We start from the raw sequence: 15,947 nt of genomic DNA on the forward strand, positions 1-15,947 counted from the left end.
GCGTACCCGTTTGGCCAAGTTAGGCCTTCAAATCCGCCGAAATTTGCTCTAAGTGCAGCGCAATTGGCCGAAATGAATTCCGAAGGCGGGATCTGATGGAAAAGTTCACAAAGCTCACAGGCGTCGCTGCGCCGCTCCCGGTCGTCAACATCGACACCGACATGATCATTCCGAAGGACTACCTGAAGACGATCAAGCGGACGGGTCTGGGTACCGGCCTTTTCGCCGAAGCCCGCTACAAGGAAGACGGCACGGAAAATCCGGATTTCGTCCTCAACAAGCCCGCCTACCGCGAGGCGAAGATTCTCGTTGCCGGCGATAATTTCGGCTGCGGCTCCTCGCGCGAACATGCGCCATGGGCGCTTCTCGACTTCGGCATACGCTGCGTGATCTCCACCTCCTTCGCCGACATCTTCTACAACAACTGCTTCAAGAACGGCATCCTGCCGATCGTCGTCAGCCAGGAAGACCTCGACAAGTTGATGGATGACGCCAGCCGCGGCTCCAACGCCGTGATCTCCGTCGATCTCGAAAATCAGCAGATCACCGGTCCGGACGGCGGCACGATTTCCTTCGAAATCGACGCATTCAAGCGGCATTGTCTGCTGAATGGCCTCGACGACATCGGCCTCACGCTGGAAAAGGCATCGTCCATCGCGGCCTTTGAAAAATCCAACGCGGCCTCACGCCCCTGGGCATAACGCCCTGCCGACGGGGATCCCGCCATAAAACCGTTTCTTCCCAGACGATATGAGCCGGTCGCGTTCGGCCTCCTCCTGTCGGGCATGATGTCCTGCATCGTGTCCGGCCTTGCGACCGCGCTCGGTGCGGGCATCGATGGCGCCTTTCCGCTGTTGTGGCTGCGGGCCTGGGTAGCCTCATGGGCGATCGCCTTTCCGTCCGTGCTGCTGGTGGCGCCACTGGTGCGGCGCATTCTTGCCAGGGTTGTCGTGCGCGACTGAAAAACCTTTGCCGACATCTGTACCGTTAGGCCTTCCGGCGTCCTTGAAAAGCCTTGGCTTGACCGCTAGAAGGCGGCAACTCGTTTCAGATTTTTGGGAGGCCTCGCCTTGACAGTGCGCAATCTTTTTCTCCTTCCAGGTGACGGCATCGGCCCGGAAGCCATGGCCGAGGTCCGCAAGATCATCGCTTTCATGAACGCCGAGCGTGGCGCCGGCTTCGAGACCGACGAAGGTCTCGTCGGCGGTTCTGCCTATGATGCGCATGGTGCGGCGATTTCCGAAGAGGACATGGCGAAGGCGATGAAGGCGGATGCCGTCCTGTTCGGCGCCGTCGGCGGCCCGAAGTGGGACGACGTGCCCTATGACGTGCGCCCGGAAGCCGGTCTTCTGCGTCTGCGCAAGGATCTCGAGCTTTTCGCCAACCTGCGTCCGGCGATCTGCTATCCGGCTCTCGCCTCCGCCTCCTCGCTGAAGCCGGAACTCGTCGAAGGCCTCGACATCCTGATCATCCGCGAGCTCACCGGCGGCGTCTATTTCGGCGAGCCCAAGACCATCACCGATCTCGGCAACGGCCAGAAGCGCGCCATCGATACCCAGGTCTACGACACCTACGAGATCGAGCGCATCGCCTCCGTCGCCTTCGAAATGGCCCGCACCCGCAACAACCGGGTCTGCTCCATGGAAAAACGCAACGTCATGAAGTCGGGTGTTCTCTGGAACCAGGTCGTCACCGCCACCCACAAGGACAAATATTCCGACGTCAAGCTGGAGCACATGCTGGCCGATGCCGGCGGCATGCAGCTGGTGCGCGCACCGAAGCAGTTCGACGTCATCGTCACCGACAACCTGTTCGGCGACATGCTCTCCGACGTCGCCGCTATGCTCACAGGATCGCTGGGCATGCTGCCGTCCGCCTCGCTTGGTGCACCGGATGCGAAGACCGGCAAGCGCAAGGCGCTCTACGAGCCGGTCCACGGCTCCGCCCCGGATATCGCCGGCCAGGGCATCGCCAACCCGATCGCGATGATCGCCTCCTTCGCCATGTGCCTGCGCTACTCGTTCAACATGGTCGACGAAGCGGACAAGCTGGAAAAGGCCATCGCCAATGTCCTGGAAAAGGGCATCCGCACCGGCGACATCATGGCCGAAGGCTGCACCAAGGTCGGTACTGTCGAGATGGGCGACGCCATCCTCGCGAAATTCCGCGCGCTTCTCGGTTAACTCCAGAGCGGCGGCCGGTCTTCCGGTCGTCCACCTGTTCTAAATCCTCGTTTGCCGCACGCACCTCCCTTTCGAGGCTTTTCCAGTGCGGCAAACAATCACTTTGCCGTGATCCGACGCGCTGTAGGAGCCGACAAACTCCGAACATGGCATCCTCGGTACGCGAAAACCTCGATCCTTCATGATCCGAAATCGCTTTTGAAGCGTTAGAGCCATTGACACCAGCAAATGGCGTCGCACCACGCATCTTACGGCAAGGCCGCACTGTGCGTGTTGCGAGAGAGTTCATGGAGACCGACATGAAATCGACAGCAGCCGAAAAGCAGCTTTTCCGTGCCGCGCAGAACGCGCCTTATCTCGCGCGAGAAGAGGAGCGCGATCTCGCCCTGCGATGGAAGAACGCCCAGGACAACGAGGCCCGTAACAAGATCGCCCACGCCCATATGCGGCTGGTCATTGCCATGGCCTCGAAATTTCGCGGCTTCGGCCTTCCTTTGGGCGACCTCGTACAAGAAGGTTACATAGGGTTGCTCGAAGCGGCGGCAAGGTTTGAACCGGAACGCGAGGTCCGTTTTTCAACCTATGCCGGCTGGTGGATCAGAGCCTCCATGCAGGATTATATCCTCCGCAACTGGTCGATCGTTCGCGGTGGCACCAGCTCCACCCAGAAGGCGCTGTTCTTTAACCTCCGGCGGCTCCGCGCCAAGCTTGCCCAGGGCGACAATCGTCTGACGGATCTGGCCATCCATCAGGAAATCGCCGCCGCTCTTGGCGTCAGCCTTGCCGATGTCCAGGCGATGGATGCGAGGTTGTCAGCCAATGACGCCTCGCTTCAGGCTCCGGTGGCCGATGGCGACAGCAAGACCGAAAAGCTGGAAATGTTGCCAAGCGAGGAACCCCTTCCCGACGAACAGGTCACCAGCATGATCGACGGCCAACGCTGGAGTGGCTGGCTGAAGGATGCGATGCTGGAATTGAACGAGCGGGAAAGCCGCATCATCAATGCCCGCCGCCTGTCCGAGGATGGCGCGACGCTCGAGGAACTGGGTGTCGAGTTCGGCATCTCCAAGGAGCGCGTCAGGCAGATCGAAACACGGGCAATGGAAAAACTGCGCGCCGCCCTGATTCACAAGGCCCCGACCGCGCGCGAACTGGTGTCCTGACGCCAGTCGCGCATCATTCCGAGATAATCTTGACCTTGCTCCCGACGGCGGGCACGTCGGTGGATTTGAGCGCATTGATCATGCGAAACAGTTCGAGCTTCCGCTCCGTGCCCATCATCCGACCGGCAAGCGATGCCAGCGTATCGCGCGGCCCCACCGTCACCACTCGCACCCGCAAGGGCTTCAGAGAGGCAGCCTCCTGAGGCGTGATCCGGCGGAAGCTCGATCTCAGCACCTCCGCCGTCGCGTCGAGCGCCGGACTGCCCTTCGGCACCGCTGTCAGGAAGCGGAATATCTGTGAGCCGATACGGATGACGGTAATGTCGAAATCCCAACGGTCTGCCGAGGCGCGTGCTTTTGCCGCCTCAAGCCCATTCACGCGGATAGATTGGATGGTGTCGGGGAGAAGCCCCGTCACCCAGCCACTGGAAATGTAATTGGTGAGACTGCCCCGCTGACTGTCCGCCACGCCATCGAAGCGGATGGCCACATCTCCGGCTCCGGTGGCGAGAACGGCCTCGACCTTGTTGTCGATCTGGAAGCCTTGCGGCACATCGAAACGAATGCCCAGGCTACCGTGCAGGAAGGTCTGGCCGCGAACATAACCCTCCTGCGGACTGTCGCCGTAGAGCAGGCCGTCGATGCCCTGCAGATAGTAGTCGCGCCCGCTCTCCCCGTGCGTTCCCTCGGGTCCGAATGCCCGCGCATGGCGACGGGCGAGTTCGACGCGCTGCGGCGCATTCGGGTGGCTGGACAGGAAGTCGAGGCTCTGGTCCGCCGCCGGATCGACAGAGGTGAACTGGCTGTAGCTGGCCATCGATTCCAGGAAGCGTGCCGCCGCGTAGGGGTCGTAGCCGGCTTCGCCCAATGTCCGCACGCCGATCACGTCGGCCTGCAATTCCTGCTGACGGGAGAAGGCCGCCAGGCGCAGCTTGCCACGCGCCAGCGCCTGTTTGCCGGCCAGATCGCTCGACAGGACCTCGGCCACGACGCGGCTGGCGATGACCTCGGCCTCCTCGCGCCGCTGCCGTTCAATCCCGTGATTGGCGGTTACGTGGGCCATCTCGTGGCTCAGCACGGCGGCGACCTCCGAAGCGTCGTTGGCGAGTGCGAGCAGCCCCCGCGTCACGTAGAGATAGCCGCCGGGCAAGGCAAACGCGTTGATCGCAGGGGAATTGAGGATGGTGATGCGATAGGATTGCGCCGGATTCTCGGAAACGGCCGTCAGTGCGCCCGCGATCCGGGCGACCAGACGTTCGGTCTTCTCGTCATGATACTCGCCGCCATAGCTCGCGACGATCCGCGGATGTTCGCGCGCTCCCATCTGCGCGCGCGGGTCATCCTTCTGCACCTGTTCCACGATCTGCGGCGTGGACGAAGGACCGATACTGGATTCGTAGGATTGGTCGAACAGCGACTGGCAACCGGCAAGGGCGGTTCCGAGCAGGAAGACGGCTGTGCCCCGGCGAAGCACGGAAAGGAGGTCGAATGGACGCGCACCACGGAGGGTCGGTGCGCTCGTACGGATCATGATCTGCATCTCGACCGAATCACCTGCTCCCACAAGAGGACGTCCCCACGCACGCGTCCCCGACCGCCAATATTCTTCAAAGGGAGCCCTGCCCTTTTTCGGCATTCCATTCCCGCAACGCCGCAAACAAGCATAACGCAAGCTGCTCAATAAGATAGTTTCGATTCTGAAGAATCAAAGAGTGCCCGTGACGGGATGCCGACATGCAACACTGCCGCCACGCGCGTCCATTGCACGGGCGCACGTCCAAAATATGGCACAGGCTGGGAAGAGACCGGTCAGCCGCGTAAAAACCGCTCTATCGCGGGAGAAACGGTCTTCTCCTGAAACACGGATGTCGGGCCGCTGAACAGTACATGTCCCTCCTCCAGGAAAAGCACGTGTTCGGAGAGCCGCAGCACCTCCTCACGGTCATGGCTGATCATCAGGACCGTATTACCGGTTTCTGTATGAAGATCCCCGAGAAGCCGTGCCATGTCCGACCGGAGACCCGGGTCGAGCGCCGCGAAAGGCTCGTCCAGTAACAGCACCGGCTTCCTGCGAACCAGCGCCCTCGCAAAGGCGGCTCTTTGCCGCTCGCCCCCCGATAGCGTCGGCGGTTTGCGCTTTTCGAACCCGCCAAGACCCACCGTTCCCAGGGAACGGGAAATTTCTTCCCGCTGCTCAGGATTGAGTCTGAGGGAGGGATCAATCCCCAGTCCTACGTTCGTGAAGAGATCGAGATGGGCAAACAGGTTGTGGTCCTGGAAGACGATCGACACCGGCCGGTCCGCAGGATGATGGACCGTGACATCCTGTCCGCCGATCAGAATCCGTCCCCTGTCCGGCTGCTCGAACCCGGCGATCAGATTGAGAAGCGTGCTTTTGCCTGCCCCGGACGGACCTGCGATCGCCGTGACCCTGCCGCCTGGGATGACGCAGTCGAAGGCGAAGTCCATCCGACCCAGACGCAGTGCGACGGTCTCAATAACGATGTCGGTCTCAGACATGGGCCACCGCCTCCCTTGAACGTTTGGCGCCTGCGGTCCCGAGCATGGTGAGAGCTAGGCAAATGACACCGAGAATGAGCGCCAGCCCGTCCGCGTCATTGGTGCGGTAGCTGCCGAGGCGACTGTAGATCAGCCACGGCAGCGTGGTGACGTCCTCCGCGCCAAACAGCGCCACCGCCCCCATGTCGCCAAGCGACAGGGCCATGGCGAAGGATACCGCCATGGCCAGCGGTCGCGCCAGCACCGGCAGATCGATACGCCAAAGTTTCACGAAGCCTGAAATTCCGAGGCTCGCCACGAGCCGTCCGGATATGCGCCTGTGATCCTCGACCGCGGGGGTCAGGATACGCAGGACGAACGGCAGTGCCATCAGGGCATTGATCGCGATGACGATGGCGGGCGCGAAGCGTGAGATCTCGCCGAGCGGCCGAAGAATGAGGAACCAGCCCGTCGCCAGCACGATGGCGGGCACCAGCAGCACCAGCGACCCTGCCGCCGACAGCGACCCGGAAAGCAGACGGAACGCCAGTCCGGACCCGCGCACCCGCAGAGCGATGATGGCGCGCACGAGGAGCAGAGCGAGCCCGGTCGACAACAGAGCGGCGCTGCCGGCGATCGAGAGGCTGGTCACCGCAGCAGACAGGAAGGACGGCTCGATCAGGAGATCGAAGAGATCGGCCCGCAGTCCCGACACAAGGATCGACATCAGCGGCAGGCCGAGGAAAAGCGCCGCGGCAAGAATCAGCAACCCGTCCTGCAGGCGGACCAGACCGGATCCCGCGTCAAACCGCCGTACCGGCCGCTCGCTTCCGGCAATCGCCTCGTCGGCCGCCGGCAGCAGGCTGATTACCGCAAGCAGCGCGCCCGTCACGCCGATCTGCAAAACGGCCAGCGAGACCGCGCGCGCCGGATCGAAATCGAATCGCAACGCCTGATAGATGGCGACCTCCAAGGTCGTCGCTGCGGGTCCTCCGCCGAGCACGAGGACAAGCGTGAAACTCGTGGCGCAGAGCATGAACACGAGCCCCGCGACCCCTGGCAGCAGCCGCGCGATGACAGGCCACTCGACGAACCGGAATGTCGCGGAACGGCCCATGCCGAGTTCCGCCGACAACATCCAGTATTCGGCGGGAACCCGTTCCAGCCCGGCCAGAAGAAGCCGGGCGGCAAGCGGCATGTTGAAGAACACGTGGGCGAGAAGAATGCCCGACAGCCCGTAGATGGAGAGCGGCTCGTCCGCGCCGATCCCAAAAAGCAATGTGCTGACAAGTCCCGTCCGGCCCCAGATGCCGATCAGGCCCAGCGCACCGATCAGGACCGGCAACCCCATCGGCACCGCCATCAGCCGGATCAGCCAGATCCGGCCGGGAAACTGCCTTTGCCGCGCGAGCGCGAGCGCGACGGGAATGCCGAAGAGAAGCGACAGAAGCGTCGACAGACCCGCCTGCAACAGGGTGAAGCGCAAGGCCGGCAGGATGACGGGATCGGCGACGAGCGAGGCAAAACCCTGTCCCGATCCGATGGTGAGCAGAGCCGCGACCGCAGCCAGGATGAACGCCAGGATCGCGACGAGGCCAAAGGCCCCGCCGGCGACATGCGTCATCGTCTGCCTGCGGCTCAGCACGGCGTCACTTGGCCATGGCGGCGAGCCACTCGTCGACCCAGGCTTTCCGGTTAGCCGCGACCTCGTCGGAGCTGAACAGCAGCGTCTTCTCCGGCTGCACGAGCTTGCCGAAGGCCTCCGGCAGCGGCTCGGAGGTGGAGGTGACAGGCATCATCCAGTTGTTGGTGGGGATCGCGTCCTGGAAGCCGGGCGTGATCATGAAGGACAGGAACTGCCGTGCCAGCTCCTTCTGCGGCGCGGTCTTCAAAAGACCGGCGACCTCGATCTGGATGTAGTGCCCCTCCGAAAACGCCGCCGCCTGATACCGGTCCGTGTCCTCGGCCACCATGTGGTAAGCCGGCGAGGTCGTGTAGGACAGGACCATCGGCACCTCGCCCTTCGTGAACAGTCCATAGGCTTCCGACCAGCCCGGCGTCACCGTCAGCACACGCTCCTTGAGCTTCACCCAGGCGGCAGGCGCCTCGTCGCCATAGACGGCCTTGACCCAGAGAAGCAGTCCGAGCCCGGGCGTCGAGGTGCGCGGATCCTGGATCGCGATCTTCACGGAAGGGTCACCATCGACCAGCTCCTTGAGGCTTGCAGGCGGCGTCTTCAGTACCTCTGTGTCATAGACGAAGGCAAAATGCCCGTAGTCGTAAGGCACGAAGACGTCGTCTGAGTAGTCACCCGGCACCTTGACGGCCGAGGTATCGATGCCGTGCGGCTCGAACAGTCCGGTATCCTTGGCCTCGGTCACGAGGTTGGTATCGAGCCCGAGAACGATATCGGCCTGGCTCGTCTCGCCCTCAAGCTTCAGCCGTGTCAGAAGCGCCACCCCATCGGCCACGCCGACGAAATCGACCGTGCAGTCGCATGTCTTCTCGAACTCTTCCTTCACCTTCGGGCCAGGGCCCCACTCCGCAATGAAGCTCTCATAGGTATAGACGGTCAGCTTCCGTTCCGCCGAAAGGGCGGCAGCCTGCTGTGTAAAGGCAAGAACGAGTGACGCGGCAAGGCCGCAAATGGCAGGATATGAACGACGGGTCGGCATGACGCCCTCCTCTTGTTGACAAAATCGGGGATAGGGCGTCGCTTGCGATACGCGTCTAATCCCTCCGCCGGTGTTAACCGGATCAGGTTCCGCGGGTTGGCGATGAAGCCTCTCAGCCAATCGTCCGAAAAGGACGAGGGGCACCCCGTTAGAGCAAGCGAAGAGATAACGCGATGGTTCCCGCCTGGCAAGCCTCCGAGACGTCCGGCTCAAGCGCCCGTGGCCCACGGTTCGACGACCGCGCGCTATCCCATGGCGGCTTCCGGATCGTCATGTGGCGGTATAGGAAATAGGTTACGCGGGGCATCATCACCGAGACGGGACGCATGCGGATTTCAGACCTTGCAGCAGTGACAGCCACCACAGATACGACAGCGGCCAGCATGGAGCTGAGCTTTGGCCGCCAGTTGAAAATAGCCGCCGACAGTTTCTGGCAATCGGCCTCCCGCAACCGGATCATCGGCTTCGCGATCGCCCTCCTCGGCGTCATTCTGCTGACCGCCTATGGCACGGTGCTGCTGAACCAGTGGAACGCGCCTTTCTACAATGCGCTCGAACGACGCGATCTTCCCGCCTTCATCAAGGAACTGCAGAATTTCGCGGTGATCGCCGGCTGCCTCCTGCTGCTCAACGTCATCCAGACCTGGCTCAATCAAATGACGGCGCTGTCCATGCGTGAAGGTCTTTCCCGCGATGTCGTCGACCAGTGGCTGACCGACAGGCGCGCCTACCGCCTTTCTGTCTCAAGCCCGCTCGGCATCAATCCGGATCAGCGACTGCACGAGGACGCGCGCAAGTTGGCCGAGATGACCGCATCGCTGGCGATCGGCCTCGTGCAGTCGACGATCCTGCTCGCCTCCTTCGTCGGCGTCCTGTGGACGCTGTCCAACGACTTCGTCTTCCACGTCGACGGCCGCAGCTTTGCTATTCCCGGCTATCTCGTGTGGGGTGCGCTGCTCTATGCCACGGCGGCCGCCCTTCTCAGCCAACTCGTCGGCCGCAGCCTGTCGCGGCTCAACGCCGAGCGATATGCGAAAGAAGCAGATCTGCGTTTCGCCCTGATGCGCGCCAACGAAAATCTCGAGGCGATCACCTTGGCAAGGGCAGGCGAGACGGAGCGTCGCCATATCCACGAAACCATAGACACGGTGCTGGCCACCATTCGCCGTCTGGCGCTCGCGCTCACCAACCTTACCTGGGTAACGGCCGGCTTTGGCTGGTTGGCGATCGTGGTCCCGATCCTCATCGCCTCGCCGGCCTATTTCGCCGGCACGATCACGTTCGGCGGGCTGATGATGGCCGCGGCGGCCTTCACGCAGGTCTATTCGGCGCTGCGCTGGTATGTCGACAATTTCGGTCAGATCGCTGACTGGCAGGCCGCGCTGATGCGTGTCACGGTCTTCCGCGCCGCGTTGACGAGCCTCGACGGCGACGTCTCAGATAAGACATCAATTGTCCTTGAGACCGGTCCGACCGACAGTCTCGCCATAGAACGGCTGGAAGTCTGCGCTCGACCCACCACATCCGGCTGCGAAACCGGCTTTCGCTTGCATGAGCAAGATGCCGTGATCCGGTCCGGCGACCGCGTGATGATCAATGGCGACCAGGGCATCAACCGGAAACTGCTGTTCAACGCGCTCGGCGGGCTCTGGACCGATGGCACCGGCATGATCCGCCTGCCGGAAGGGGAAGCGATCCACTTCGTTCCGCAACAGCCGTATCTGCCCGAAGGAAAACTGCGCAGTCTGCTGGTCTATCCGGCACCCTCGGCGGATTTCAGCGATACGGATATGGTCGCGGCGCTGACGCGCGTCGGCCTCGCCAATCTCTCGAGCCGGCTCGACGAGCGTAACCGCTGGGACCGGCAGCTCGACAAGGATGAACAGGCCGAACTTGCCTTTGCCAGCCTTCTGCTACGACGTCCCCGCTGGATCGTCTTTGAGGAAGTCCTGGAAGGCTTGGAACCGGAAACGGTGGGCCGGCTCGTCGGCGTGATGCAGGACTTGTCCGACTCGACCCTGATCTATATCGGCCGTTCCGCGGCCTTCAACGAGGCGCTATCGCCGAAGCTCCTGCATCTGGAAAAACTGCCGACGGCACCGTGACCGACGGCCGGGGCCGTCAACCCTCCAACTCCTCGCGCAGCATTTCGAGCTCAAGCCATTCCTCTTCCATGCGGGTGATGTCCGCCCGCAGCTTTTCCATCTCGGCTGCAAGCCGGTTGAAGGTCGCCGGGTCCTTCGTGAAGAGGTTCGGATCGGCCATCTTCGCCTCACGCGCGGCGATCTCGGCTTCCGCCTTTTCCATCTCCTTCGGCAGGTTTTCGAGCGCGAATTTCTGCTTGTAGGAAAGCTTGCCCTTGCCCTTCGAGCCGGTCTCGGTGGGCTTGCCGCCGGAGGCCTCTTGGGCTTTTGCCTTCTCGGCCTTTTCCGCCCGCTTCCGCTCGTCCTCGGCGCCCTTGCGCTGGGCCAGCATGTCGGAATAGCCGCCGGCATATTCGATCCAGCGACCGTCGGGCTCCTCCGGATTGGCCGGCGCGATGGTCGATGTCACGGTCCGGTCGAGGAAGTCGCGGTCGTGGCTGACGAGAATGACCGTGCCCGGGTATCCGGCAACGATTTCCTGCAACAGGTCGAGCGTCTCGATGTCGAGGTCGTTGGTCGGCTCGTCGAGGATCAGAAGGTTCGAAGGCTTCGCCATGATCCGCGCCAGCATCAGCCGGGCGCGCTCGCCGCCCGAGAGATTCTTGATTGGCGTACGGGCCTGCTCCGGCTGGAACAGAAAGTCCTTCATGTAGCCGGTCACGTGCTTCTGCTCGCCATTGACCAACAGGTTCTCGCCGCGCCCGTCCGTCAGGTAGTGCGCCAGCGTGTCCTCGAGGTTCAGATCCTCGCGCTTCTGGTCGAGGACGGCGATCTCAAGATTGGTGCCAAGCTTGATCGTGCCGCCGTCCGGCTCAAGTTGCCCCGTCAACATCTTCAGGAGCGTCGTCTTGCCGGCACCGTTCGGGCCGACGAGACCGATGCAGTCGCCCCGATGGACGCGGATCGAGAATGGTGCAACGATCGTCCGCTCGCCATAGGCCTTGGTGATCTTGTCGGCCTCGATGACGAGCTTGCCGCTTTCCCTGCCCTCGGCAACCGAAGCCTGGATCGTGCCCTGCGGCCCCTTGTGGCCGCGATACTGGGCACGGAGATCCTGGAGGTTTCCGAGCCGGCGCATGTTCCGCTTGCGCCGCGCGGTGACGCCATAGCGTAGCCAGTGTTCCTCGCGCTCGATCTGGCGCCCGAGCTTGTGCTGCTCGATTTCCTCTTCTTCCAGCACCTTGTCGCGCCATTCCTCGAAATGGCCGAACCCCTTGTCGAGTCTCCGGGAAAGCCCGCGGTCGAGCCAGACCGTCGCCGTCGACACCTTCTCCAGAAAGCGCCGGTCGTGCGAGATCAGAACCAGCGCGCTGCGGCTCTGCTGCAATTCCCCTTCCAGCCATTCGATCGTCGGCAAGTCCAGGTGGTTGGTCGGCTCGTCGAGCAGAAGAATATCCGGCTCCGGTGCCAGCACCCTCGCAAGCGCCGCCCGACGCGCCTCTCCACCGGAAAGGCTCTTCGGGTCTTCTTCGCCGGTAAGGCCGAGATGCGAGAGGAGATAGGTCACCCGGTACGGATCGTCGCCCGGCCCGAGCCCTGCTTCCGCATAGGCCTGCACCGTGGAATAGCCGTCGAAATCGGGAGCCTGCTCCAGATAGCGGATCGTCGACGAGGGATGGCGGAACACCTCGCCCGACTGCGCCTCCACCATGCCGGCCGCGATCTTCATCAGCGTCGATTTGCCTGAGCCGTTACGGCCGACAAGGCAGATGCGGTCGCCCGGCTCCACCTGGAGGCCGGCGCCGGCGAGCAACGGCGTGCCGCCGAAGGAAAGCTGGATGTCGTCGAGTTTCAGGATGGGAGGTGCCAAGGGCTAGACTCCGGAAAGATCATAGGGGCGGGCGAGCAGCATGGCCCGGCCACGGGAAAGGGAGAGCGAGATCGGACCCTCGGCGACATTGGATATCGTCCGCGACGACCCGAAGGTCAGGTTGAAATCCTGAAGCGGATACCGCGCGTTGCGGATCGTCAGTCCTTCCAGCGCTGTGAAACCGAGCACTGAAAACAGGGCGCCCCGTGGCAATTCGAGCATGAGTTCGCTACCGTCGGCAAAGGGATAGGCCTCTTCCTCGCCGGAGGTCAGCACCACTTCATACCCGTCTTCGGCAAGACCAAGCGCGTTCAGATAGTGCTGCAACGCATGGTCGGATCGCTCCCCGCCAAGAGCGCCGGCGAAGATCAGCCGTGTCGCACCGGCCGCGATCGCTTCGGCGACGGCGATTTCCCCGTCGGTCGCGGCCTTGGCAGCAGGATAGGTTCGCCGCTCGACAGTCGGGAATTGCTTGATGAGATCCGCATCGCTGCTGTCGAAGTCCCCGACCCAGAGTTCCGGTGTCACGCCGAGGCCTGCCGCATGACGCATGCCGCTATCGGCGGCGATCACCCGGCTCCCCTCGGTCAACGACCGGAGGCGATCGGTGATGGTCAGATGTCCGCCGAGAAGAAGGGTGAACGAAGTCGATGTCATGCGCCTGCCCTTAGCGCATCTCGGCGCAAAAGGGAAAGACGAATGCGGGGCAAAAGTGCCGCGATGCACGGTAAGAGGTGACCCGGACAGTCTCGCCGGGCCTGCCGGGCTTAACGTTTCTTGGGTGCGGACGCCTCGGCACTTTTGATCTGCGTCGTAAAGGTTGAAACCGGGGCGCTGGAGGCCTTGGGTTTGTCCTGTTTCGGTTTCCTCACTTCGCGGTTCGAACGCTGCTGGCCTTTAGCCATGACTTGTTTTCCTTGCTTGACGGAGCCGGTGCCCGGGCGGATGCCTTGCTGCGGCTGGGATCGATATCGGCTTCTGCGATGCAACGGTCGAAGCTCTCGCTAGCGAACCGCACGCGGTATTGTCGGCTTCCCCCGGTCTCAGGCAGCCTTGCCAATACCTTGCAGGCGCCGTCGCTGCGGGAAAGACGGATCGGACCGTCTTTCAGAACCACCATGTCGCCGATGGAGTAAATATGTTTGGTCATGGAATCTCCTGGGTGAGGCCGGCCGCTGCCGGACCAGCCTCCATCGACACGGGCGCGAGCGAACCCTGTCGATCGAGAATTGTCAGCCGCACGGTGTGTCCAGCCGGCGAACGTCAGTGATGGAGAAGATCGGCATTACCCGTCGCCCGTGATCCGTCCTTGCGGAACGGGGCATTTGCAGACGCACATGCATCGGCATTCATAGCTATCAGCCTGTCAGATCGCAGCCAAAACGCAAGCTTTATCTGGGACACGGATCGGGGGCGTCCCGCTTGCACCCTAGGCACCGCGTCACTAGGTTTCAGCCGGAAACGAACGAGGCTCGGATACAATGCAGTTCAACGGTACCGCCGACTATATCGCCGACAAGGATCTGATGGTCGCCGTCAACGCCGCGATCCGGCTGGAGCGACCGCTGCTGGTGAAAGGCGAACCCGGCACCGGCAAGACCGAACTCGCCCGGCAGGTCGCAAAAGCCCTCGGCCTCGATGTCATCGAGTGGAACATCAAGTCGACCACCAAGGCCCAGCAGGGTCTCTACGAATACGACGCCGTCTCGCGCCTGCGCGACAGCCAGCTGGGTGACGAGCGGGTCAATGACGTCGCCAACTACATCCGCAGGGGCAAGCTCTGGCAGGCGTTCGCAGCAGGCCGCAAGGTCGTGCTGCTGATCGACGAGATCGACAAGGCCGACATCGAGTTTCCCAACGACCTGCTGCAGGAACTCGACCGCATGGAGTTCCATGTCTACGAAACCGGCGAGACCGTGAAGGCGGAAGTGCGTCCGATCGTCATCATCACCTCCAACAACGAAAAGGAACTGCCGGACGCCTTCCTGCGCCGCTGCTTCTTCCACTATATCCGCTTTCCCGATGCCGATACGCTCGCCCGTATCGTCGACGTCCATTATCCGGGCATCCGAAGTGACCTTCTGCGCAACGCGCTCACCCGCTTCTACGAAATCCGCGAGACGCCGGGGCTGAAAAAACGGCCATCGACGTCCGAAGCGCTCGACTGGATTCGCCTGCTGGTCGCCGACGAAGTCGATCCCGCCGATCTGCGTGGCGACGCCAGGCAGGCCCTGCCGAAGCTCCACGGCGCGCTCCTGAAGAACGAGCAGGACGTGCATCTTTTCGAGCGGCTGGCCTTCATGGCCAGGCGCGAAAACCGGTAACCACGACCGCACTGCGGCAACGTTTTTCGTTGATTCGCGCGCCGGACGGGCGTAAATCAGCCTCTCCTCGTGGTGATTTGGCCGGCCGGCTTGCAGCCACGTTAAACAAGTCGCTAAATGGCCGAGGCAAGTTCGAAGACTTTCCGAGGACCGGTGGCGATGAAGAAGCCGCCGGTGTTTTTGTATGCGCGGTCTGGACCGCCATGGCAAGGAAAGTCGAAGAACATGCCGATCAGGATACCCGATACGCTGCCCGCCTTTGAAACCCTTGTTCACGAGGGCGTGCGGGTGATGACCGAAACGGTGGCCGTCCGTCAGGATATCCGCCCGCTCCAGATCGGCCTGCTCAATCTCATGCCGAACAAGATCAAGACCGAGATCCAGTTCGCCCGCCTGATCGGCGCCTCGCCGCTGCAGGTGGAGCTGTCCCTGGTGCGCATCGGCGGCCACAAGGCCAAGAACACGCCCGAGGAGCACCTTCTGTCCTTCTACCAGACCTGGGACGAGGTGAAGGACCGCAAGTTCGACGGCTTCATCATCACCGGCGCTCCGGTCGAGACGCTGCCGTTCGAGGAGGTCACCTACTGGCCGGAGCTCGAGCAGATCCTCGACTGGACCACGACGAATGTGCATTCGACCATGAATGTCTGCTGGGGCGCCATGGCCGCGATCTATCATTTCAACGGCGTGCCAAAGCACACCCTGAAGGAAAAGGCGTTCGGGGTTTACCGGCACCGCAATCTCGCGCCGTCGTCCGTTTATCTCAACGGTTTCTCCGACGACTTCCAGGTGCCGGTCTCGCGCTGGACCGAGGTGCGCCGCGCCGAGATCGAAAAGGTGCCGGACCTGAAAATCCTGCTCGAATCGGACGAGATGGGCGTCTGCCTCGTCCACGAGAAACGGGCGAACCGGCTCTATATGTTCAATCACATCGAATACGACTCGACCTCTCTGGGCGACGAGTATTTCCGCGACAAGTCGGCGGGAATTCCCATCAAGCTTCCGCACAACTATTTCCCGCACAACGACGACACCCTGACGCCGCTCAATCGCTGGCGCGGTCATGCGCATCTGCTGTTCGGCAACTGGATCAACGAAATCTACCAGACGACGCCTTACGACCTGAACGAGATCGGCAACGGAGTTTGA

At 62.4% G+C, this 15,947-nt stretch carries 14 protein-coding genes and 2 riboswitches; of the genes, 7 read left to right on the forward strand and 7 right to left on the reverse strand.

All coding sequences use genetic code 11. The annotated features are described in order from the left end of the window. The first annotated feature begins 95 nt into the window (after positions 1–95). From leuD to J5J09_RS00350, 4 genes are all read left to right on the forward strand, one after another. Positions 96–701, forward strand: a complete 606-nt coding sequence (gene leuD, locus J5J09_RS00335; protein WP_208547743.1) for a 3-isopropylmalate dehydratase small subunit — start codon at positions 96–98, stop codon at positions 699–701. A gap of 75 nt (positions 702–776) precedes the next feature. Next, the gene (locus J5J09_RS00340) at positions 777–962 is read left to right on the forward strand and encodes a DUF2798 domain-containing protein (RefSeq protein ID WP_281436263.1); all 186 of its coding nucleotides are present in this window, start codon (positions 777–779) and stop codon (positions 960–962) included. 108 nt (positions 963–1,070) lie between these two features. Further along, positions 1,071–2,183, forward strand: coding sequence for a 3-isopropylmalate dehydrogenase (leuB, locus tag J5J09_RS00345; protein WP_208547745.1), 1,113 nt, complete (start codon positions 1,071–1,073; stop codon positions 2,181–2,183). 299 nt (positions 2,184–2,482) lie between these two features. Further along, the gene (locus tag J5J09_RS00350; RefSeq protein ID WP_208547746.1) at positions 2,483–3,346 is read left to right on the forward strand and encodes an RNA polymerase factor sigma-32; all 864 of its coding nucleotides are present in this window, start codon (positions 2,483–2,485) and stop codon (positions 3,344–3,346) included. A 13-nt stretch (positions 3,347–3,359) separates the two neighbouring features. On the opposite strand, the gene J5J09_RS00355 is transcribed toward J5J09_RS00350, so the two are convergent. The 4 genes from J5J09_RS00355 to thiB all read right to left on the reverse strand — a co-directional run bounded on the left by J5J09_RS00355 (position 3,360) and on the right by thiB (position 8,520). Continuing rightward, on the reverse strand, positions 3,360–4,877 hold the full coding sequence (locus J5J09_RS00355) for a M48 family metalloprotease (RefSeq protein ID WP_208547747.1): 1,518 nt from the start codon (positions 4,875–4,877) through the stop codon (positions 3,360–3,362). A gap of 278 nt (positions 4,878–5,155) precedes the next feature. Then, positions 5,156–5,866: an ATP-binding cassette domain-containing protein gene (locus tag J5J09_RS00360; RefSeq protein WP_208547748.1), complete on the reverse strand. Its 711-nt coding sequence runs from the start codon at positions 5,864–5,866 to the stop codon at positions 5,156–5,158. Then, positions 5,859–7,469 (reverse strand): thiamine/thiamine pyrophosphate ABC transporter permease, encoded by a 1,611-nt coding sequence (gene thiP, locus J5J09_RS00365; RefSeq protein WP_208552931.1) that lies wholly within the window; start codon positions 7,467–7,469, stop codon positions 5,859–5,861. Before thiP ends, J5J09_RS00360 begins: the two co-directional genes overlap by 8 nt. A 25-nt stretch (positions 7,470–7,494) precedes the next feature. After that, entirely contained in the window at positions 7,495–8,520 is a 1,026-nt protein-coding gene (thiB, locus tag J5J09_RS00370; protein ID WP_208547749.1) for a thiamine ABC transporter substrate binding subunit, read from the reverse strand. Positions 8,521–8,562: 42 nt separating this feature from the next. Beyond that, a riboswitch (TPP riboswitch) is annotated at positions 8,563–8,678 on the reverse strand. A 168-nt stretch (positions 8,679–8,846) separates the two neighbouring features. Here thiB and J5J09_RS00375 point away from each other — a divergent pair. Continuing rightward, positions 8,847–10,625, forward strand: a complete 1,779-nt coding sequence (locus J5J09_RS00375) for an ABC transporter ATP-binding protein/permease (RefSeq protein WP_208547750.1) — start codon at positions 8,847–8,849, stop codon at positions 10,623–10,625. Between the two features lie 16 nt (positions 10,626–10,641). Here J5J09_RS00375 and J5J09_RS00380 read toward each other — a convergent pair whose 3' ends face one another. From J5J09_RS00380 to J5J09_RS00390, 3 genes are all read right to left on the reverse strand, one after another. Beyond that, positions 10,642–12,474 carry an ABC-F family ATP-binding cassette domain-containing protein gene (locus J5J09_RS00380; RefSeq protein ID WP_208547751.1) on the reverse strand — a complete coding sequence of 611 codons (1,833 nt, stop codon included), beginning with the start codon at positions 12,472–12,474 and terminating at the stop codon, positions 10,642–10,644. A 3-nt stretch (positions 12,475–12,477) separates the two neighbouring features. Further along, positions 12,478–13,131, reverse strand: coding sequence for a thiamine diphosphokinase (locus J5J09_RS00385; protein WP_208547752.1), 654 nt, complete (start codon positions 13,129–13,131; stop codon positions 12,478–12,480). Between the two features lie 211 nt (positions 13,132–13,342). Continuing rightward, positions 13,343–13,624, reverse strand: a complete 282-nt coding sequence (locus J5J09_RS00390; protein WP_208547753.1) for a cold-shock protein — start codon at positions 13,622–13,624, stop codon at positions 13,343–13,345. Positions 13,625–13,955: 331 nt separating this feature from the next. On the opposite strand from J5J09_RS00390, the gene J5J09_RS00395 reads away from it, so the two are divergent. Both J5J09_RS00395 and metA read left to right on the forward strand, forming a co-directional pair. Further along, positions 13,956–14,798, forward strand: coding sequence for a MoxR family ATPase (locus J5J09_RS00395; protein WP_208547754.1), 843 nt, complete (start codon positions 13,956–13,958; stop codon positions 14,796–14,798). Positions 14,799–14,857: 59 nt separating this feature from the next. Beyond that, positions 14,858–14,935: riboswitch (SAM riboswitch) on the forward strand. A gap of 88 nt (positions 14,936–15,023) precedes the next feature. Continuing rightward, entirely contained in the window at positions 15,024–15,947 is a 924-nt protein-coding gene (gene metA / locus J5J09_RS00400) for a homoserine O-succinyltransferase (protein ID WP_208547755.1), read from the forward strand.

It is taken from the genome of Ciceribacter sp. L1K22, from assembly GCF_017599385.1.
Lineage (GTDB): Bacteria > Pseudomonadota > Alphaproteobacteria > Rhizobiales > Rhizobiaceae > Allorhizobium.